At 61.2% G+C, this 20,613-nt stretch carries 13 protein-coding genes, 2 rRNA genes and 2 pseudogenes (1 of these 17 cut by a window edge); 12 read left to right on the top strand and 5 right to left on the bottom strand.

Translation table 11 applies throughout. From position 1 onward, the window contains the following. The 10 genes and pseudogenes from VVT58_RS16975 to VVT58_RS16930 all read left to right on the top strand — a co-directional run. Positions 1-1,929: ribosomal RNA gene (locus tag VVT58_RS16975) — 23S ribosomal RNA — on the top strand (it extends 869 nt beyond the left edge of the window). Positions 1,930-2,056: 127 nt separating this feature from the next. Further along, positions 2,057-2,171: ribosomal RNA gene (gene rrf, locus VVT58_RS16970) — 5S ribosomal RNA — on the top strand. Positions 2,172-2,429: 258 nt separating this feature from the next. After that, on the top strand, positions 2,430-2,882 hold the full coding sequence (gene tnpA / locus VVT58_RS16965; RefSeq protein WP_352000123.1) for an IS66-like element accessory protein TnpA: 453 nt from the start codon (positions 2,430-2,432) through the stop codon (positions 2,880-2,882). Then, the gene (gene tnpB / locus VVT58_RS16960) at positions 2,879-3,235 is read left to right on the top strand and encodes an IS66 family insertion sequence element accessory protein TnpB (RefSeq protein WP_037462191.1); all 357 of its coding nucleotides are present in this window, start codon (positions 2,879-2,881) and stop codon (positions 3,233-3,235) included. Before tnpA ends, tnpB begins: the two co-directional genes overlap by 4 nt. 100 nt (positions 3,236-3,335) lie before the next feature. Next, positions 3,336-4,313: pseudogene (gene tnpC / locus VVT58_RS16955) on the top strand (IS66 family transposase); the annotation flags it as partial. A 759-nt stretch (positions 4,314-5,072) separates the two neighbouring features. Then, positions 5,073-6,311, top strand: coding sequence for a site-specific integrase (locus VVT58_RS16950; protein ID WP_327754311.1), 1,239 nt, complete (start codon positions 5,073-5,075; stop codon positions 6,309-6,311). Next, on the top strand, positions 6,308-7,279 hold the full coding sequence (locus VVT58_RS16945; RefSeq protein WP_066563387.1) for a tyrosine-type recombinase/integrase: 972 nt from the start codon (positions 6,308-6,310) through the stop codon (positions 7,277-7,279). The genes VVT58_RS16950 and VVT58_RS16945 overlap by 4 nt, the downstream gene beginning before the upstream one ends. Continuing rightward, positions 7,276-8,292, top strand: coding sequence for a site-specific integrase (locus VVT58_RS16940; protein WP_066563385.1), 1,017 nt, complete (start codon positions 7,276-7,278; stop codon positions 8,290-8,292). Before VVT58_RS16945 ends, VVT58_RS16940 begins: the two co-directional genes overlap by 4 nt. A 113-nt stretch (positions 8,293-8,405) precedes the next feature. Then, positions 8,406-8,939 (top strand): annotated as a pseudogene (locus tag VVT58_RS16935) (transposase); the annotation flags it as partial. A 1,316-nt stretch (positions 8,940-10,255) separates the two neighbouring features. Beyond that, positions 10,256-14,395 (top strand): DUF5801 repeats-in-toxin domain-containing protein, encoded by a 4,140-nt coding sequence (locus tag VVT58_RS16930; protein WP_327754600.1) that lies wholly within the window; start codon positions 10,256-10,258, stop codon positions 14,393-14,395. A 195-nt stretch (positions 14,396-14,590) separates the two neighbouring features. Here the strand turns inward: VVT58_RS16930 and VVT58_RS16925 are convergent, their stop codons facing one another. Continuing rightward, positions 14,591-14,770, bottom strand: coding sequence for a hypothetical protein (locus tag VVT58_RS16925; protein WP_327754599.1), 180 nt, complete (start codon positions 14,768-14,770; stop codon positions 14,591-14,593). Positions 14,771-14,902: 132 nt separating this feature from the next. Here VVT58_RS16925 and VVT58_RS16920 point away from each other — a divergent pair, with 132 nt between their 5' ends. After that, positions 14,903-15,136: a hypothetical protein gene (locus VVT58_RS16920; RefSeq protein WP_327754598.1), complete on the top strand. Its 234-nt coding sequence runs from the start codon at positions 14,903-14,905 to the stop codon at positions 15,134-15,136. 90 nt (positions 15,137-15,226) lie between these two features. After that, the gene (locus tag VVT58_RS16915; RefSeq protein WP_066562566.1) at positions 15,227-15,640 is read left to right on the top strand and encodes a MarR family winged helix-turn-helix transcriptional regulator; all 414 of its coding nucleotides are present in this window, start codon (positions 15,227-15,229) and stop codon (positions 15,638-15,640) included. 154 nt (positions 15,641-15,794) lie between these two features. On the opposite strand, the gene VVT58_RS16910 is transcribed toward VVT58_RS16915, so the two are convergent. From VVT58_RS16910 to VVT58_RS16895, 4 genes are read right to left on the bottom strand one after another with little or no spacing between them, the layout of a single operon-like run. Next, complete coding sequence (locus tag VVT58_RS16910; protein ID WP_327754597.1) at positions 15,795-16,679, bottom strand: ribose-phosphate diphosphokinase; 885 nt, start codon at positions 16,677-16,679, stop codon at positions 15,795-15,797. After that, on the bottom strand, positions 16,676-18,163 hold the full coding sequence (locus VVT58_RS16905) for a thymidine phosphorylase family protein (protein WP_327754596.1): 1,488 nt from the start codon (positions 18,161-18,163) through the stop codon (positions 16,676-16,678). Before VVT58_RS16905 ends, VVT58_RS16910 begins: the two co-directional genes overlap by 4 nt. Before the next feature lie 25 nt (positions 18,164-18,188). Further along, positions 18,189-18,860 carry an NAD(P)H-dependent oxidoreductase gene (locus VVT58_RS16900; protein ID WP_327754595.1) on the bottom strand — a complete coding sequence of 224 codons (672 nt, stop codon included), beginning with the start codon at positions 18,858-18,860 and terminating at the stop codon, positions 18,189-18,191. 11 nt (positions 18,861-18,871) lie between these two features. Further along, the gene (locus tag VVT58_RS16895; protein WP_327754594.1) at positions 18,872-20,473 is read right to left on the bottom strand and encodes an MBL fold metallo-hydrolase; all 1,602 of its coding nucleotides are present in this window, start codon (positions 20,471-20,473) and stop codon (positions 18,872-18,874) included. Positions 20,474-20,613: the final 140 nt, after the last annotated feature.

Genomic DNA, 20,613 nt, shown 5'->3' with positions numbered 1-20,613 from the left:
GCGTCGGATGATTGCCGTTGGGGGTAGAGCACTGGATGGATGCGGGGGTCGCGAGATCTACCAACTCTAACCAAACTCCGAATACCAACGAGTCTAGTCCGGCAGACAGACGGCGGGTGCTAAGGTCCGTCGTCAAAAGGGAAACAGCCCTAACCTACAGCTAAGGTCCCCAAGTCACGTCTAAGTGGGAAAGCATGTGGAACTTCCAAAACAACCAGGAGGTTGGCTTAGAAGCAGCCATCCTTTAAAGAAAGCGTAACAGCTCACTGGTCTAAATAAGAGGTTCTGCGGCGAAGATGTAACGGGGCTCAAGACGTGCACCGAAGCTTAGGGTGTGATCGTTTACGATCACGCGGTAGCGGAGCGTTCCGTAGGCCGTTGAAGCCATCTGGTAATGGGTGGTGGAGGTATCGGAAGTGCGAATGCAGACATGAGTAGCGATTAACAGTGTGAGATGCACTGTCGCCGAAATTCCAAGGGTTCCTGCTTAAAGCTAATCTGAGCAGGGTAAGCCGGCCCCTAAGACGAGCCCGAAGGGGGTAGTCGATGGGAACCACGTTAATATTCGTGGGCCTGGTGGTGTGTGACGGATGGCGTAACTTGTTCGGCCTTATTGGATTGGTCCGGGCAGGGAAGTTGTCCCAGGAAATAGCCCCACCGTATAGACCGTACCCTAAACCGACACAGGTGGAATGGTAGAGTATACCAAGGCGTTTGAGAGAAGTATCCTGAAGGAACTCGGCAAATTGCCTCCGTACCTTCGGAAGAAGGAGGCCCCACATATGCGCAAGCACTTGTGGGGGGCACAGGCCAGGGGGTAGCGACTGTTTAGCAAAAACACAGGGCTCTGCTAAGTCGGCTTCAAGACGACGTATAGGGCCTGACGCCTGCCCGGTGCCTGAAGGTTAAGAGGAGGTGTGCAAGCACTGAATTGAAGCCCAGGTAAACGGCGGCCGTAACTATAACGGTCCTAAGGTAGCGAAATTCCTTGTCGGGTAAGTTCCGACCTGCACGAATGGCGTAACGACTTCCCCACTGTCTCCAGGATATGCTCAGCGAAATTGAATTCTCCGTGAAGATGCGGAGTACCCGCGGTTAGACGGAAAGACCCCGTGCACCTTTACTGCAGCTTCAGAGTGGCATTAGGAAAGAACTGTGTAGCATAGGTGGGAGGCTTTGAAGCCAGGTCGCCAGATCTGGTGGAGCCATAGGTGAAATACCACCCTGTTGTTTTCTGATGTCTAACCTCGCACCGTTATCCGGTGCAGGGACCCTCTGTGGCGGGTAGTTTGACTGGGGCGGTCGCCTCCTAAAGAGTAACGGAGGCGCGCGATGGTGGGCTCAGGACGGTTGGAAACCGTCTGTTAGAGTGCAATGGCATAAGCCCGCCTGACTGCGAGACTGACAAGTCGAGCAGAGACGAAAGTCGGTCATAGTGATCCGGTGGTCCCTCGTGGAAGGGCCATCGCTCAACGGATAAAAGGTACGCCGGGGATAACAGGCTGATGATTCCCAAGAGCTCATATCGACGGAATCGTTTGGCACCTCGATGTCGGCTCATCACATCCTGGGGCTGGAGCAGGTCCCAAGGGTTTGGCTGTTCGCCAATTAAAGTGGTACGTGAGCTGGGTTCAGAACGTCGCGAGACAGTTTGGTCCCTATCTGCCGTGGGCGTCGAAATTTGAGAGGAGTTGACCCTAGTACGAGAGGACCGGGTTGAACATACCTCTGGTGTACCTGTCGTCCTGCCAAGGGCGCAGCAGGGTAGCTATGTATGGACGGGATAACCGCTGAAAGCATCTAAGCGGGAAGCCTCCCTCAAGATAAGATTTCTTCGAGCGGTCGTAGACCACGACCTTGATAGGCCGGATGTAGAAGTGTGGTAACATATGGAGCTAACCGGTCCTAATTGCTCTGATCGCGCCTGAGAGTCCCACCATCAATGACAACACTGGATAAAACCAGCGTCAGCGACATGTGGTGATCAACCCTCATGCCAGACATCATTACCTTAAGTGCACGGCATCGATTGAAACCCAAAGCGCAAGCTTCATTGCTTGGTGACCATAGCGTCTGTGACCCACCCGATCCCATCCCGAACTCGGCCGTGAAACCAGTCTGCGCCGATGGTACTGTGGCTCAAGCCCCGGAAGAGTAGGGCGTCGCCAGGCATTGCAGCTCGCGCTTTGAAAACATACACAACCCATTCACATACAATATGCGGCCTCCGCACACCTCATGCCCGCCTCCCAGGCGGGCTTCTTGCGTTCTCCCGTAATCGACAGGATACACGCCAGATCACCGCGAACGTCGATCTTCAGTTCATCATTTTGGACAGGAGAAGTAAGCGGTGCCGCGGCCCCACCTTGCGGCCGTAAAGGGTAGTCCCGAGTCTGCGCCTCCTGATCAGGATGGAGGATGCTGGTGCTATGACGATGCCATGTGACGAAGCTGGCACCAGCAAGGTTCAGCGGTTCGAGGTTTTCACCGGCGCAGGACAGCGGCGGGACTGGCCGCCCGAAGTGAAGGCTGCGATCATCGCGGAGAGTTATTCCAAGCAGGAGACGGTCTGCGCCGTTGCTCGTCGGCACGGCCTTAGCCCATCGCAGTTGTTCACCTGGCGGCGGCAACTGCGCAAGCAGATGGAGGCTCGCGGCGTGACGCTGCCAGTGTCCCCCACGATGGCGCCTGCGTTTGTTCCGGCGATCATTGAAGAGCCACCGTCGATCGAGCCAGTTCCGGCAAAGCGTCCGTGCAAGCACCGGCCTGGCAGGGACAGCGCGGTCGAGCTGGAGATTGACGGCGTAGCGGTGAAGATCGGTCGCGGCGCGGATGCTGGCATTATCGCGGCGGTCATCGAAGCGCTCAGGGCGACGCGATGATCGGACCAGGAGTTGGTGCCCGCGTGATGGTGGCGACCCGCCCTGTGGACTTTCGCAAAGGGCCGGATGCCTTGGCTGCGTTGGTGAGCGCGCAATATGGCGGTGATGCATTTTCCGGCGTGATCTACGTCTTCCGGGCCAAGCGTGCCGACCGGATCAAGCTGATCTGGTGGGACGGAACCGGCCTGTGCCTGATGGCGAAGCGTCTGGAGCAAGGCGGCTTCAAGTGGCCCGGTATCCAGGACGGCGTGATGCGCCTTTCCGCCGCTCAACTTGGTGCGCTTCTGGAGGGATTGGACTGGCGCCGAGTCCATGGCGGCCGTCGACCGCAGGCTCCGCAGATTGCCGGTTGACGGGGCTTTTCGCTCCTGATTCACTGTCGCCATGCTCACGCAAGCGGACCTCCCCGACGACATTGACGCGCTTCGTGCGCTCGTCCTGGAGCAGTCCCGGATGCTGGCGGACGAGCGGGCCGCATCTGAGGTCCGACTGGCGGAGCTGAACGTCGCCAAGGGCGAAGCGGACGCCGAGATCGAGCGCCTTCAGTCGATCATCAAGGCCTTCATGCGGCATCGTTTCGGCAGCCGGTCCGAACAGCTCGATGCCGATCAGCTCCAGTTGGGACTGGAAGATGTCGAGACGGCGCTTGGGCATGCCCGCGCGGCCAGAGAAGCTATTGCGCCGCGTTCCCGCAGCGATCAGCCCCGCAAAACCAACCGCGGCTCATTGCCCGCGCACCTCGAGCGGATCGAACAGATTGTCGATATCGACGACAAGGCCTGCCCTTGCTGCAGGGGACCGCTCCACCAGATCGGCGAAGACGTCGCTGAGCGCCTGGACGTCGTGCCCACCACCTTCCGCGTGCTGGCGACACGCCGCCCGCGCTATGGCTGTCGCTCGTGCGAAGGCGCGATCGTCCAGACGCCTGCTCCGGCGCGGATAGTCGAAGGCGGGATCCCGACCGAAGCGTTGATCGCCCAGGTGCTGGTGTCGAAGTATGCCGATCATGTTCCGCTATACCGGCAGGCTCAGATCTATGCCCGGCAGGATATCAGGCTCGATCGCTCCACCCTGGCGGACTGGGTGGGCCGGGCAGCATGGTATCTGCGGCCGCTGCGCGACCGGACCCTTGAGGAGTTGCGGCGATCCGAGCGCCTGTTCGCAGACGAGACTACCGCGCCGGTGCTTGACCCAGGACGCGGCAGAACGAAGACCGGCCAGCTATGGGTCTATGCCCGCGATGATCGACCATGGGGTGGCGCAGGTCCGCCGATGGTCGCCTATGTCTATGCGGCAGACCGCAAGGCCGAGCGGCCCGACATCCACCTTGGAGACTTTGCAGGCATCCTGCAGGTCGATGGCTATGGCGGCTATATAGCTCTCGCCAAACGCCGCGGACAGCGACTCAGCCTCGCATTCTGCTGGTCCCATTATCCAGAGCATGGTTTTATCTGGGGCGTTTTGGGATATAATCCGGGCTTGCCGGAGATTTCGGCGCACTGGGCTCCAGATAAAAGCAGCGACCTCGCAGTCGGGGGCCGCCGCGCGGGGGGCGACGTTGCAGATACCATTGCGTACCAGGTCGACGATCGAGGACTATGTCGCCACGCAGGAGTGGCGGCGCGCGCGACTGTTGCGCTGCCCGCTCCATCCGAGCGGCGGCTGTGCATTTCGGCGGCACGGTAGCTATGCGCGCCTGACCAGTCCGGGTGTACGGATCGCTCGCTGCTACTGCCCACAGGGGCACATAACATTCAGCCTGCTCCCGGATTTTCTCGCCGCTCGCCTGCCCGGTTCGCTTGCCGCGATCGATCGCATCGTTGGGATAGCCGCGTCGGAACGAAGCATGGAAGCCGCCGCAGACGCAGCGCGCGGCCCGGATATTTCCCTTCCAGGCGCGGTGCGCTGGCTTCGCCGCCGCGTTGTCGCGGTGCGCAGATCCGTTGCCGCCGTCAAATTGATGGCGCCCCGGCTGGCGAGGCCGGGCTTGCCGGTGAGCGACGTTCCGGCCCTTGCGACGCTCCGCCTAGCCCTTTCCCCGGAGCTGTTGCACTGTATTCCGGCCCCCTTGGGACTCCGACCCATCCAGAGGATAGGCAGTGTCGGCGATGCCGATGGCTCTTGCCAACACGATGCGGGGCGTGATCACGTTTTCAGCGTCAGCTACGCTTTGCCGATCGAGGTAAAGCCATGCCCGTACATGTCGATCATATCGCCGCAGCCGACCCTGCCGCGCCCACCCCCGACGATATCCGCCGCATCTGGAGCGCCGAGCGGCGCCTTGGGGCAGGAACAACGATTGTTTATCTGATCCGCATCCAGCAGTTTCGTACCTATTGCGCCTTGCACGGCCTGGTCGAGCGAGAAGAGTTGACCCTTGAACGCGTTGGCCGCTTCAAAGACTGGTATGCGGAGCGACGGGGGCTAGACCCGCTTTCTCTCAGACTTTCCAGCAGCGCCCTGCTGTCGCTCAGCCGTGTCTATCATTGCTTGGGGCTTGCCCCACCTGACTGGCGACCGCCTCGTCCAGGGAAGGCTTTGCTGCCGCCGTTGCTCGCGCAGTATGCCGCCTATCTGACCCAGCATCGCGGTAATCCAGAGGTGACGGTTCACAAAAAGCTGGGCCACATCGGTAAGCTTCAGGATTACTTGATTCAGGCCGGCAAGGACTGGCACTCGATGCAGATAACCGATGTCGATGCATTTCTGGTTGGCCGCGCCGCGCGATATTCCCGATCGCATGTGAGCGATCTTGCTTGCACGGTACGCTGCTTTTCCCGTTTCCTGCACTGGAGTGGACAGAGTCCGGTCGATATCAGCGAGGCCGTGATCGCGCCCGTGCAACGACGGCACGAGCGACCGAGACGCGCCCTTTCCTGGGACAATGTGAAGCGGCTCCTGATGGCCGTGGACAGATCAAGTCCGCAGGGCCTTCGCGACTACGCGATCCTGCTGATGATGAGCACCTATGGCTTTGGCGCCGGCGAGATCATCCGCTTGCAGTTTCGGGATATCGACTGGGATAATAGCACACTGTCAGTCCTTCGCCCAAAGACGGGCGTTGCATTCACGCTGCCGCTGTTGCCACCCGTCGCCAAGGCGCTGGCAGAGTATCTACGCCACGGCCGGCCCGCTGATACACCCACCCGCCATCTTTTCGTGCAGATGAAGATGCCGCTGGAGCCATTCGCGGCTTCGAGCGCGATACGCCACATCGTGATGAAGCATGCGAAGATCGCGGGGATCGATGCACCATTTCTGGGCAGCCATGTATTGCGACATTCTCACGCGGCGCGCCAGATAGACCTGGGTGCGCGGCCCCAAGTGATATCGGATCTCCTTGGTCACCGGGATCCAGAGTCGGTCTCGGCCTATGTGCGGATCGCCACCGCGTCCCTGCGCGAGATCGCATTGCCGGTGCCGACATGACCACCGTCATCGTCCTGGAAGAGTTAAGGAACGACGCCGCGAGCTTCCTGGCGTTCAAGCGCGCCATGGGCCATCCCTATCGACGCGGCGAGTTTGAGATCGAACGCTTCCTTCGCTTCGTCGAAGACCAGTGGGGCGACGATGTCGATATTTCGCTGGCCGAAGCGATTAGCCGCTGGTGTGGGCGTTTGCCCGACCGCAAGGCCGTCACGCTCGGCAACGAGTTCGGGGTCATTCGTCAACTTTGCCTGCATCGCCGTCGTCGCGATCCCACCAGCTATGTGCCCGAGCACGCCTTTGCGCCGGTGAAGGAGTCGACGTTCTTTCCTTACATTTTCAGCCGCGACGAGATCCGCTGCATTCTCGCCGCCGCGTCAGCGCACCAAGGCCGCTTCATATGGGCATCTATGCTGCGAAGGCTGATTCTCGTGCTTTACTGCACCGGCCTCAGGCTCGGCGAGGCGGTGCGTCTGACCATGGATGATGTCGATCTCGACCGTGGGACCTTGCTCATACGCAACAGCAAGCGGCGTACGCGTATCGTCCCCATGCGCGACGATCTTGTCGCAGAGCTTGGCCTCTATGTCGATGATCGATGCCGGGTGCTTCACGATCGTGGTCAAGGGGATTGCGAAGCTCTGTTCGTTCGCCTCAACGGCGCGCCACTCCATACCCACGCGGCGTCCGACGCTATTCGCAAGCTCCTGCGCCGCCTCGATATTAAGCCTGCGCAGGGGCGCGTCGGAGCGCGCCCATATGAGTTTCGGCATGCGTTCGCGGTTCACCGCCTGACAGCATGGGCGGAGGAAGGTGCTGACATTCACGCCAAGCTCCCCTGGCTTTCGGCCTATCTCGGGCACCAGAACGTCATTGGCACCGAGGTCTATCTGAAGGCGACGCCGCAACTCCTGGAACTCGCGAGCACGCGCTTCGAACAACATATGCGACACGCCAGGCAGCCACGATGAGTAAGGCAGGACCTCAGATGCTGTTCGCTTTGGTGGAGTCGTTCTTCTCCAACTATCTGCCGCGTCAGCGCGGCGCGAGCCCACATACGACGCGCGCCTATCGCGACACGCTCAAGCTGCTGTTTCAGTTCGTTGCCCAGCGGCGCGGCCGCGAGGTCGCCGCGCTTGTGCTGGAGGATCTCGACGCCGACACCGTCGCTGGGTTCCTCGATCATCTCGAGGGCGGAAGATCCAACTCCACCGCGACGCGCAACTGCCGCCGTGCCGCGCTTCGCAGCTTCTTCAAGCACCTCTTGCGCAACGATCTCGACAATGCGCTCCGTTACACGCAGGTGTTGGCGCTGCCGTCGAAGCGGGCGAGGCAGAAGCCCGCAACCTACCTCGAAGCAACCGACGTGCGGGCCATCATCGCCCATCCCGATCGGCGGACCCGCAGTGGCTGGCGCGATTACACGCTGCTGCTTTTCCTCTATAATTGCGGCGCCAGAGTGAGCGAAGCAACCGGCCTGCTGTGGCAGGACCTTCAACTGACGCCACCGCACCAGGCCCGATTGCGTGGGAAGGGCCGCAAGGAGCGGCTCGTTCCGTTATGGCGCGAGACGGCCGACGCGTTGCGGCGCCTGCAAAACCTGTCGGGCGCTGCGGGCCAGCAGCATGTTTTCATGAACCGCCACGGCCAACCGCTGACCCGCGATGGAGTCGCGTACATCCTTACCAAGCATGCCTCGCCAGTCGTCCAGGATCGACCCAGGCTGGCGCGTGACCGCATCACTCCTCACGTTTTCCGCCACAGCTGCGCCGTCGCGCTCCTGCAGTCGGGCACCGACGTGACCGTGATCCGCGATTATCTCGGTCATTCCAGCATCGCGACCACGAACCGGTATATCTCGACGAACCTGAAGATGAAGCGCGATGCGCTACAGAACTTTTGGAAGCACGCCGGTATCGAACCCGCAAAGGCCACGCCTTGGAAGCCAAAGCCGGATCTGCTTTCGTACCTGCGGTCCCTATGATTTTATCACGAGATCCACACTGACCTTTCCCGCCGATCCCGGACGTCAGAATCGCGTCGCCCCAGATAAAACCATGCTCTGGATAATGCGCCTTATGTCGATCTCGACATAAGGCGCATGTTCGGCGCAAATTCTATGATCTAGCCGCCAGTTCGCCGGTCGCGGCCGAGATATTGCGTCGGATCGCCATGCTCTATGCCATCGAAGACGAGGTGCGCGGCTCGACCGCTGAACACCGCCGCCTTCAGCGCTCCGAACGCAGCCGCATCATCATCGAGGATCTCAAGCTCTATCTCGATGGCCGGCTCCGGCAGATCAGCGCCAAGAGCAAGCTGGCTGAAGCCATTCGCTATGCGACCACCCGCTGGGCTGGCCTCGTCCGCTTCATCGACGACGGCCGCATCGAACTCGACACCAACACCGTCGAGAGATCAATCCGCCCCTTGGCTTTGAACCGAAAGAACGCGCTCTTCGCCGGCTCCGACGAAGGCGGCGACAACTGGGCGGTCATCGCCACGCTCATCGAAAACTGCAAGCTGGGCGGCATCAATCCTCATGACTGGCTGACCCAGACCCTCAGCGCGCTCGCCAACGGCCATCCCGCCAATCGCGTTCATGAGCTCATGCCCTGGATCAACGTGGGCTGAGAACAGCGCTTACCAGGAGAATGATCTCCTGAGCCAAAGAGGGGATAAGCTCGACGCCTTCCGGCCGGGTCGCTTCGCAATCTTCCCGGAGAGCCGGATAAAGTCCACTTGCTCGCTGCTCGATAATGATGCTTTTCCGCGTGCTGGGTGGCGTGCCACGCTAGGGCAGGTCTATGACAATATGCGGACCGCCGTCGACAAGGCTGGCCTTCGCTCCATCCCAATCACTTCGTGAAGCAGTTTGTAGCCGTAGCCAAACTCAATCCGCAAACAGTCCCTGCGATCATGTCTCGAGACGATCGAGCGTTGCAAGCCTGATATGGCGAACGCCCCGCCTTCCCCCTGCTGGGGGCTGACGTCGAATAGCAACAGTCAAAAAAGAATTTGATCCATGGCCCTTGACTAGAGCCCGCTTCACCAACGGGGACTTTCCATCATGCCGCCGGCGGCACCCTGCAGGGCGCGCATCGCATTGCCGGGTTCGAAATCCATCACCAATCACGCGCTGTTGCTTGCCGGCTTGCGCGTGGACGTTCGGTGCCTGAAGGTGCGCTTAAAAGCGATGATACCTGCCATATGGATTGGCTTTCGGCGTTGCATCGGGTGCGGTGGCAGCTTTTCTGGGCGCACATGTCCGCAGGGCGCATGGGCGCCTCAACTTGGATGGTTCCGGCATTCGATTAGCCCCGCCTCGGAAGGGGGCCGAGGCGGGGCTGTCGGGTTCCTCCAAGAGGAGGAACAGGCACTATGCGCCTGCGTAAGTGAGTCGCATATCCATCAAGTGAAATATGCCAGACGGTTCTGTATTGTACAGCGGACGTCATAATCCATCCGCGCAATAGACTCCGTCCCCGATCGGCAGCATTATCTTGGCCGGTCAATCCTATCCGAATCAACTCCGCGTTCCAAGATCTTGGAACGGGGCGTCGTAGTTGCTGCACTTGAAAATGCAAGTGACATCTGTCTGAAATGGATTGGGAATAACGATAACGGATCGCTGCATTTCCTCCGGTGAACAGGAGAATGGCGATGAAAAACCCTATTCTTCAAGCATAGTCATTTCGATGGCGGTGGCCGCCCGGCGATTCTGATCGCTGGACCGGCCATGGCAACGCGTCATTCGGGCTTTGCTCCAGCCCCCCATCGTGACGGACCAATATGGCTCGCTTGATGCGCAGGCTGACAAGGTAGGGATTTATTCCTGAAAGACCCCAATGGCGTTTTTTGGCGACGCCGCACATTCGGCACGGCGCGGTCAGCACATGAGTTGATCACCCAATAACCAATGAGTTGGCCGATATCCAAGGAGAATGATCATGGCGCTCGATATCCTGGCCCAAGACCTCATCGTCGACGAGACCACCGGCCTTCAGGATGATGACGTCAACTCGTCCCTTTCGCCGCACAACAACGCCACGGTGCAATATCTCCTGTCGCTTGACAGTGCAGGCGGGCTGAGTTCGCCGCAGGTCGCCTTCCAGGCCGATTTCGTGCAGGCTACGGCGAGCGCGGGAGAAACCATCACCTCAGTCGTTCTCGCCCAGAGTATCTCTGGAACTCCGTTTTCCACTACCGTGGGCGTGAACAGCGGCATTCGAACGGTCGACGGCAATTATGTCTGGCTGTTCCAGGACGCAACCCATGCAAATGTCGTCATCGGCGTGATCGGCACGTCCGACGCGGCCGCCATGCCCGCAGCAACCGGACCGCTCGCCTATTCATTCGCGCTGATGAGCACCAGCGCCACCACGGCGGACCTGTATACGGTGCAATATGTGCCGTTGCTCCATCCGGTCGCGACCGATCCGGACGACCGCATCGATTTGGCCGATCATGTGTTCGCCGCGGTGTCGGGAACCACCACGGTCAGCTTCTCGGGCCAGAATGCCGCGCCCGGCAATCACGAATTCTACGTCATCAATTCGCCCAGCGATGCTGCCAAGCAGATATTGGTGACGGGCTTCCTGGGGGCGGCCAATGCCCAGGCCAATGTGAGCACGCAGGGATTCGGCGTCAATAACCAGAGCATCAATCCGACCGAAAAGCTCCAGGTCGATTTCGTGACCGGCGGCACCTTGGCTGCGGGGAGCGCTTCCCAGATCCAGTATGGCAGTCATATCGAAACCATCACGAAGGCCGGATTCACCGTCAATCAGATCACGCCTTCCAATCCGAATTTGCGGGTGGACATCACGATCAGCGCCTTCAACGTCCAGGGCAACGAGCAAGGCCTGAACTTCTGGGACGGCAGCCCGACCACCGCCGCGCCCATTACCAGCATCAAGTTGACAGGCCAATCGGGGCTCGCGAGCCCCATCACCGCAGATGGCACTTATGATGTCGCGGGGAGTGTGGACATCGTCGTCAGCGGTCTGGGAACCAATGCCGTCACCATCAGGGGACTCGATAACATCACGACCGTGGATATCACCACGAGCAGCCCAATGGATCGACTGACGATTACAGGGGTCGATTCCAACGAAGGGCTCGACGTCACCGAATTCCATTTCTCGTCGCAAACTCCCAACGCCTATGTCGAACAGGTCGGCTCTTTCATCAATTTTGACGATGACGGGCCGACGCTCTCGATCACGGCAGCGCCGGTCGTCGGCGCCGCCGAGGTGGTCGAGGCGAGCGGGGCTGGCGGTCAGAGCCAGGCGACGATCACGCCGCCCACCTTCACCGCGGGCGCGGCCGACGGCTTCACGACGAATGTGACCTACGCGCTGGCGCTGGCCGGGGCGTCCGCGACCGGGCTGCTGACGACGGCCGGCAACCATCCGATCACGCTGGTGGTGGATTCGGCCAATCAGATTTCGGGCAAATATGACAGCGACGGCAACACCACGCTCGATGCGACGGCGTTCACGGTGACACTGTCCGGCACGACGGTGACGCTGAGGTCGTTGGTCGCGCTGGAGCATTCGAACGCGCCGCAAGGCGTGGGCGAGGATAACACGCTCGATCTCAACGGCCTGATCAATGTGGTGGCGACGGTGACGGTGACGGACGGGGACAATGACGTCGTCTCGTCGCAAAGCACGAGTGCGGGTCTGTCGCTGACTTTCGACGACACCGATCCGACGCTCTCGATCACGGCAGCGCCGGTTGTCGGCGCCGCCGAGGTGGTCGAGGCGAGCGGGGCTGGCGGTCAGAGCCAGGCGACGATCACGCCGCCCTCCTACACGGCGGGCGCGGTCGACGGCCAGACGACGAATGTCACCTATGCGCTGGCGCTGGCCGGGGCGTCCGCGACCGGGCTGCTGACGACGGCCGGCAACCATCCGATCACGTTGGTGGTGGATTCGGCCAACCAGATTTCGGGCAAATATGACAGCGACGGCAACACCACGCTCGATGCGACGGCGTTCACCGTAACGCTGTCCGGCACGACGGTGACGCTGAGGTCGCTGGTCGCGCTGGAGCATTCGAACGCGCCGCAAGGCGTGGGCGAGGACAATACGCTCGACCTCAACGGCCTGATCAACGTTGTGGCGACGGTGACGGTGACGGACGGGGACAATGACGTCGTGTCATCGCAAAGCACGAGTGCGGGGCTGTCGCTGACCTTTGACGATACCGATCCAACGCTCTCGATCACGGCACCGCCGATCGTCGGCGCCGCCGAGGTGGTCGAGGCAAGCGGGGCTGGCGGACAGAGCCAGGTGACGATCACGCCGCCCACCTACACGGCGGGCGCGGTCGACGGCCAGACGTCCAATGTGACCTACGCGCTGGCGCTGGCCGGGGCGGCCGCGACCGGGCTGCTGACGACGGCCGGCAACCATTCGATCACGCTGGTGGTAGACTCGGCCAATCAGATTTCGGGTCAATATGACAGCGATGGCGACACCGTGCTCGATGCGACGGCATTCACCGTAACGCTGTCCGGCACGACGGTGACGTTGACGGCGCTGGTTGCGCTGGAGCATTCGAACGCGCCGCAAGGCGTGGGCGAGGATAACACGCTCGACCTTAGCGGTCTGATCAACGTGGTGGCCACGGTGACGGTGACGGACGGCGACAATGACGTCGTGTCATCGCAAAGCGTGACCACGGGTGGGCTGTCGCTGACCTTCAGCGACACCGATCCGACGCTTACGGTTCCGTTCGACGCTGATCCCGTTGCTCCGGGTAATCAAACGCCCGAAGAACTGGGTAACGCGGTGGGAGCGACGGCCAGCGGCGCCTTTGGCTACGACATGACGGACAAGCGCACGGCCGCCGAATATGCGGCGGGAGGTAGCGACTTTGTCGATACCAACGCTTCTCTCAATGGAGTGCAGATCGATCTGACCGGCACGGTCGATAACGCGCAGAATCCCGGCATCACCAATGCGGTCGCAACCCTCACGGCTGAGACCACCACCTCTGCGTCGTTCGACTTCTCGTTCCATTACGACAAGGATCCGATCACATCCGGCGTGCAGGATGCCACGGCGGGCGGCACTCTTGTCTTTGACAAGGCAGCCGACACCTACACGATCACCCTGAACGACGTGATTGACGGGTTCAGCTTCAACGTGCTGCACACCAGCGAACTGGTCGCCAAGCAGCCCACCGGCAATACGGGACATCCGTTGATCGTCGCAGAGCAACTGACGCCGAATGCCGATCCGAATCCCTTCTTTGTTCAGTTCACCGCGAACTCGACCACCCAACAGATCGGGTTCGGATTCAACTCGACCGGGGATGGCGCGCCCAATGGGCCGCCCACCGATACCGCGTTCACGCAGGGAGCCCATGACCTGGTCACCAACGTCAACGAGGACTGGGTCAGCGCCACGCAATCGACCAATGGCGTCGCCGGGGATACGATCCAGAAAGGTGAACTGCTGACTCTGCGGTTCTTCCAGGAGAACATCCTTACCGATGTCAATCCAGGTGCGCCCGGGGGCGGCAATGAAAGGCTTGACCCGACCGCAAAGGCCAGCGGCGTTGTCGTCAAGTTCGACGGCATCGGTAACTCCGAAGACCTCATCGTGATCCTCGACCTGAAAGATGCGAACGGCAATGAAATTACCAGGGCCGTCAACGTCCAGAACGCGGACCTGATCAAGGGCAATGCGAACATTCCCTTGCCGTACAATAGCGAGTTCACGCTCGACAACAATGATGCCTTGCTCATCATCGAGCAGAATGACTACACGGCCGCTGGCGAGACGTACCAGATACAGGGCATCCAGATCATGCAAAGCGCCAATGGGTTGACGGGCAACGCCATCAACCTGAACGGCGCTGTCGGCACCAATGGCGGCAGCAACGCCACGGGCAGCCTGACGGCATGGGATCCGACCGACAACGATGTTCTGAAGATCGTGGACATCGGTTTCGTGCAGCAGACGAGCGGGACAATCGACGCCAATCTGGACTTCGCCTTCAACATAGCGGACGCCGATCTGGATCTGCTCGGCGTTCAGCACATCAATGTGCAGATCAGCGAAATGTTCATATAGGCGACAATGATAGGAGCCGGAGGGACGCAATGTTGGATTGACCGCTTGGGACTGGCAAGCTGCGCCCGGCACCGCCGGGCGCTTCGGGCAGAGATGCCACGAGGCACTGTCGGATTGTCAGCTTCGACCTGTTGTTCGATAAACATGGCCGCTGCGGAATTGTGGTGAATCGCGACCGTTGCGGAAATCAAGAAATCAGAACAATTTGCTGATCCCAAGGGAAAAATAGGGCTTCGCTTTCTGATCGGCCCGGATCGTCACGCCGGTTCCCAATTGAAGATCCAGCTTGTTGGAAATCGCGCGGCCGATCGCCGCGCCCACCATTCCGCGAGTGTAGGATGGATCTCCCTGCCGCCCTCGACGCCCAATCGCCATTTCCCATGTCGACTTTGCGTGAAATCTGAGAGCGCGCCTGATAGGCTCCGTCGATGACGCCGATGGATCCGAACCAGCTCAAGGATGATTCCCTGTTTATTTTCAAATTACTAAATTTGCGTTGAGCATAACTTGCGTTCGGGCTGTTCCGGCGGCGATTATGGCACAGGGGTCGATACGAACATCCTCGTCGTGCCAATGAGCCTGCGATACAATAGGGGCAATCTGCCGCTGGCGGCAACTGCCATGGCTGCGTATCACGGTTCCTCGGCCATTGTCGGCGATGGTTCGGGCGGCATCGTCATAGACCCCAACACCCCGCGTATCACGCACAGCGGTTCGGCATGGCAGGCTCGGTTGAAGTGAAGGCTTTCCGAATCATGCAAAAATCTCTCTTTCTTGCTACGGTGCCGCGCAATTTTGTCGCCACACGATATATTTTAAGATGAAGGTACCATGGAAACAGACGGCGCCATGTTGAACGATGAGGATTATGCGGCTCTGGCGGAATTCCGCTTCGCGCTGCGCCAGTTTCAGGCTTTCAGCAGTGAGCGGGCGGCGCAGATGGGGCTGACGCCGCAGCAGCATCAAGCTCTGCTGGCCCTGCGTGCCGCGCCTGCGGAGGATGCCACGGTCGGCTATATCGCGCGGCGCTTGCTGCTGAAACCGCATAGCGCCACGGGCCTTGTGGATCGACTGGAGAAGCTGGGGTTGGTCACGCGCCACGCCAGCGCGACGGACCGGCGACGCGCGCAGTTGCAGTTGACGCCCGACGCGCTGGATCTGCTGGCGAAGCTGTCTGCCACGCATCGCGATGAAATCCGCCGGCTGCACCCATTGCTCAACCAGTTGCTGGCGCGTTTTGCCTGAAATCAAAGGCATAAGAACGGTTGATCATATGCAATCGGATCGCAGACCGTCCTAGAGCAGAATCCGACCCGATTGCATCGGATCGGCTGCTCTAGGCCTTTGTTTCGGCGCGTTTTCCGAGTCAGCGGATGAGTTCTATCTGCTTAGAAACGCTCTAGATCAAGCCATGTTCCTGAAGAGCCTGCGAGAGCCGCGGCGCGAGACAGGCCTTGTTTGTGGGGCCATTGACGCTGTCGGTGCTGGAGATTCGCTCCATTCCTTCCGCCCTCATCAATGCGAGATCGGCGGCGGTTGCGAGACAATGGGTAACCAGCGCCTCGACCGACAAGGCGCCGGCCGCGCGTAACAGCCTTGCCGCTTCGATCAGCGTCCGGCCGCTGGAAATGATGTCGTCCACCAATATGGCCGGGCGTCCGCGCACTCGATCGGCCTCCGGCAGGGTGAGGCTGACATCGCGGTCGCCGCTCCGTTCCTTGGATGCCACCAGCATGTCGAGGCCAAGCGGCGCGGCGATGCTTTGTGTCCATTGCCGGGACTCATCGTCCGGTCCGATGATGACGGGATGGCCTGCGCGATCGATGAGGCTGGCGAGCAAGGGGGCAGCCGACAGGCTGATCGCCGGAATGCCGGGAACGGCTTCGCTCAAATCCGCGATACGATGAAGATGCGGGTCAACGGTCAATAAAGCGTCGAAATGATCCGCGATGAGACGGCCGATGACACGCTGGCTGACTGCCTCGCCCGGATGGAAGGCTCTGTCCTGCCGCATATAGGCAAGATAAGGCGCGACCAGGATGACGCGCTCCGCGCCCCGGTCGCGCGCGGCGGAGGCAGCGAGCAACAGTTCGACGATTTTTCCGTCCGGATCGTTGAGCGAGCGATAGAGGATGGCTGTGCGGGCCGGCGCGGGCATCCGGACCAGACATTCCCGATCGGGAAAGCGGCGGGTTTCGACCTGGAAGGTGGGCAGCTCGAGCAGGACGCCGAGCCTTTCGGCTGCCGCCATGCTATCCTCAAAGCCAAAGACGACTGTGATCACTGCGTAACCTCATAGCCGGAATCTTCTGCGGCCAGATCGCGGGCAAAGCCCAGGCCCGTCGCGGACTGTGCATGGATGCGGTAGAGCGACTGGCCCTTGCGCACCTCCGCCCCGACCTTGTGCAGCAGGTCGATGCCCGCCCCCTTGTCCATCGGCGCCCCGGCAAGCCGGGCGATGCGGGCGATGCGGTGACAGTCGATGGCGGTCACCCGCCCGCCTTCCTCTGCGCGGACCTCATGCACATGCTCTCCCGGAGCATAGCGGATCGGCTGGCGTCCCTGCGCCTCGATCAGCCGCTCCATCGCGGCGAGCGCCTTGCCCGACGCCAGCAGATCCATCGCCCGCGCATAGCCTCTGCCGCCGCGAAGGGCCGGATCGAAGTCCAGCACACGCCCCGCCAGGAACAGCGCATGTTCGCGCAGGTCCGGCGGCGCATCGGCATCGTTGCGGAGCACGGCCATGACATCGCGGGCCTCCAGCACCGGCCCGACGCCGTTACCGACCGGCTGGGATCCGTCCGTGATCACGATGTCGGTGACGAGGCCGAGCTTGTCTGCGACATGCTCGAACAGCTTGCGCAACCGCACCGCCTCATCCTGGGTGCGGACCTTGGCAGTGGGACCGACAGGGATGTCGAGCACCAGATGGGTGGAACCGGCGGAAAGCTTCTTGGAGAGAATGGACGCCACCATCTGATCGAACGTATCGATGCGCAGCGGCCGTTCGACCGATATCAGCACATCGTCCGCGGGCGACAGGTTCACCCGGCCGCCCCATGCCAGCACGGCCTTTTCCCGCGCCACTATGGCCCTCATGGCTTCTTCGGACAGGTCGACATTGGCGAGCACTTCCATCGTGTCGGCCGTGCCGGACGGAGAAGTGATCGCGCGCGAGGACGTCTTGGGCATGATGAGGCCGTGCGCCGCGACAATGGGCACGACGATCATCGAGGTGCGGTTGCCCGGAATGCCGCCGATGCAATGTTTGTCGACGACCAGAGGCGCCTTCCAGTCGAAGCGGTTGCCAAGCTTCGCCATGGCGCGGGTCATCGCCAGCGTTTCCTGCGTGCTCATGAAGCCGGCGCAGGCGACCAGGAATGCCCCTATCTCCATCGGCGAATAAAGATGTGCGGCGATGTCCCGGATGATGGCCGCGATCTCGTCATCTTCCAGCGTGTCGCCGTCAATCTTGCGGCGGACGAATTCCAGGCTGGCGGGCGGCCTGGCCTGCTCGACGGCGACGCACGTTCCTTCGGGCAGGCCAAGCCGCCTGAACGCCTGTTCGCCCAAGCCGATTTCGCCCGGCTTCAGCAGCAGAGGTTCATCGACCAGCGCCAGGGTGGCCAGGATTTCCGCACTCTCGCCGCTGACCCGTATCTTGCGCAGAGCCTGAAACTGTTCCGCCGAATAGCCGTTGCTCCGGCGCAGCAGGAAGGCGGTGTTTTCCGGATAAGTGTCGATAGCGAGGCGCTTTATGGTCAGCATGTCTTCCTCGGAACGAAATGGTGCGTCAACTGCCGTCGCTGGTTTCCGGTGGAAGCGGCGTTCCAAAGATTTCCTGCGCCACCCGAGCGCAGATGTTTCGCGCACGCCTGCGCACCCGATCCAGATTGGCTTCGATGAAGGCGGCGGTCGCGCCCTCGACCACGTCACCGATGTGCAATGTCTCGCTCGATCGCATGGCGAAGCCGCGGAACAGATAGGTGCCGGACAGCTCTCGTAGCGCCTGGGTCTGGCCCTGGGCATCCAGCCAGTCCTCCGAAGCGCCGGAGGTCGTGATGGTGCACAGATGGCCCTTGCCCAGCAGGCCCGTGTCCGATCCTTCCTGGATTTGACGGGCCGTGACGCTTGCCCCCAATACGCGATCGACATAGCCCGTCATCATGGCTGGCGGCATGCCGAACCAGATCGGGAAGATAAGGGTGAAGACCTGTGCGCCGTCCAGCAGTTCACGCTCTGCGCCGACATCGGGCGACATGCGGTATCCCTTCCGGTCAGGCCGCTCCTCATTCTTCAGGACCGGATCGAAGCGCATGCGATACAGATCGCGCAGCACGGCTTCCTGGCCTGCCTGGCTAACGGCCTCGCAATAGGCCGTGGCGATGGCGGCGTTGAAGCTCTTCGGATCGGGATGAGCAAGCACCACGGCGTGGCGGATGCCGGAAGGAGAGGCGCTGTTCATGGAAAACTCCATCATTTTGCCGTCGAGCGACGATGCCTCGCATCCTCATATGTGTCGAGCACGCGCCGCATCTGGGCGAGCGCCTCGCGGCGTGCCCGTTCGCTCCTGATCCGGCCCAGATGCTGTTTCAGATGGGTGACGAAATCGGCATAGTCATTCTGCCAGTCCGGCCCGGCGAGCAGGTCCATGTCGACGCGGCCCGTCTGGATCCTGCGCGCGGGTGCGCCCGGTTCCAGAGCATAGGTCTCTCCGATCTGCGGCGTGACGATGCTGGCGGCCGGATCGTCCGCCTGGACGAGTTCGCGCAGCGAAGCGACCGCTTCCTGCTCCCCATGGTCGAGGAACAGGCTGCCCGCAATGGGCCGGCGGTCGGCGATCCAGCGGTGCAATTCGTCGCGGTCGGCATGGGCGGAATAGCTGTCGATGCGCCGGATGCGCGCCCGCACATTCACGTCCTCGCCGGAAATGCGCACGCGCTGCGCCCCGTCCAGCAATACCCTGCCCAATGTGCCCTTGGCCTGGAAGCCGATGAAGAGCACGGTGGATTCCCGCCGAAACAGATTATGCTTCAGATGGTGCCGGATGCGTCCAGCTTCGCACATGCCGGACGCCGCTATGATGATCGCGCCCGAGATGGTGTTGAGCCGGATCGATTCCGCCACATCCTCGACATAATGGATGGACGGGTGACGGAAGACGTCCTGCCCATCCATATCTTCCATCTCCGAGGCATGGGCCGCAAAGACCTTGGTCGCGCGGCTGGCGAGCGGAGAGTCGACGAAGATCGGCACATTGGGGATGCGGTTGGCGTCCGCGAGCCTGGCAAGGTCGAGCAGCAATTCCTGCGTCCTTTCCAGCGCGAAGCTGGGAATGACAAGATTGCCGCCGTTGGCCAGCGCCTGCTTGATCTCCGCTTCCAATTGGCTGCGGCGCTGTTCGATCGTGAACTTGTCGCGTGCCCGGTCGCCATAGGTCGATTCGCAGACGACATGATCTAGGCCGGACGGCGCCTGCGGGTCGGGATGAAAGGCCTTGTTGTCCGGGCCGAGATCGCCGGAGAAGAGCAGTCGTACGCCCGCTGCCTCTATCTCCACCGATGCAGCGCCCAATATATGGCCCGCGTTCCAGAATCGCGCCCTGAAGCCGGGCGCCGGATCGAACCAGTCTGACAGGGGCACAGGACGGCTCAGCCGCCATGCGCGCAAGGCATCCTCTTCGGTGTAGAGCGGCACGAAGTTCCGCTCGCCCGCCCGGTCGCGCCGCCGGTTGCGGCGGTCGGCTTCGCTTTCCTGGATGCGCCCCGCATCGGCCAGCATATATTCCAGCAGGTCCGACGTCGCGGGCGTGCACCAGATCGGCCGGTCAAATCCCTGGGCCGAAAGCTTCGGCAGAAGCCCGCAATGGTCGATATGCGCATGCGTCAGCACGACCGCGTCGATCTTTCGCGGATCGAAGCTGAAGTCGCCATGATTCAGGGTTTCCAGGCTGCGCGACCCCTGGAACAGACCGCAGTCGACAAGGATGCTGCGATCGCCCAGCCGCAATTCCATGCAGGAGCCGGTGACCGTGCCAGCGGCGCCGTGAAATGTGAGCGTGAGCGATGATGTGTCCAACCGAACTTCTCCCACTTGCGGCATCTCCATGATCAATAGATCATATCACGGCTGGGGCAGTCCGTAGTTATCCTGATAGACGGCAATGCAGGGCTTATTGATTTTCCAGCAGTCAACGGCGCCAGTGCCAACCATATCGG

The sequence above is a fragment of the Sphingobium sp. SJ10-10 genome (assembly GCF_036038995.2).
In the GTDB taxonomy this organism is placed as follows: domain Bacteria; phylum Pseudomonadota; class Alphaproteobacteria; order Sphingomonadales; family Sphingomonadaceae; genus Sphingobium.
This window is presented reverse-complemented; position numbering and strand designations above follow the sequence as displayed.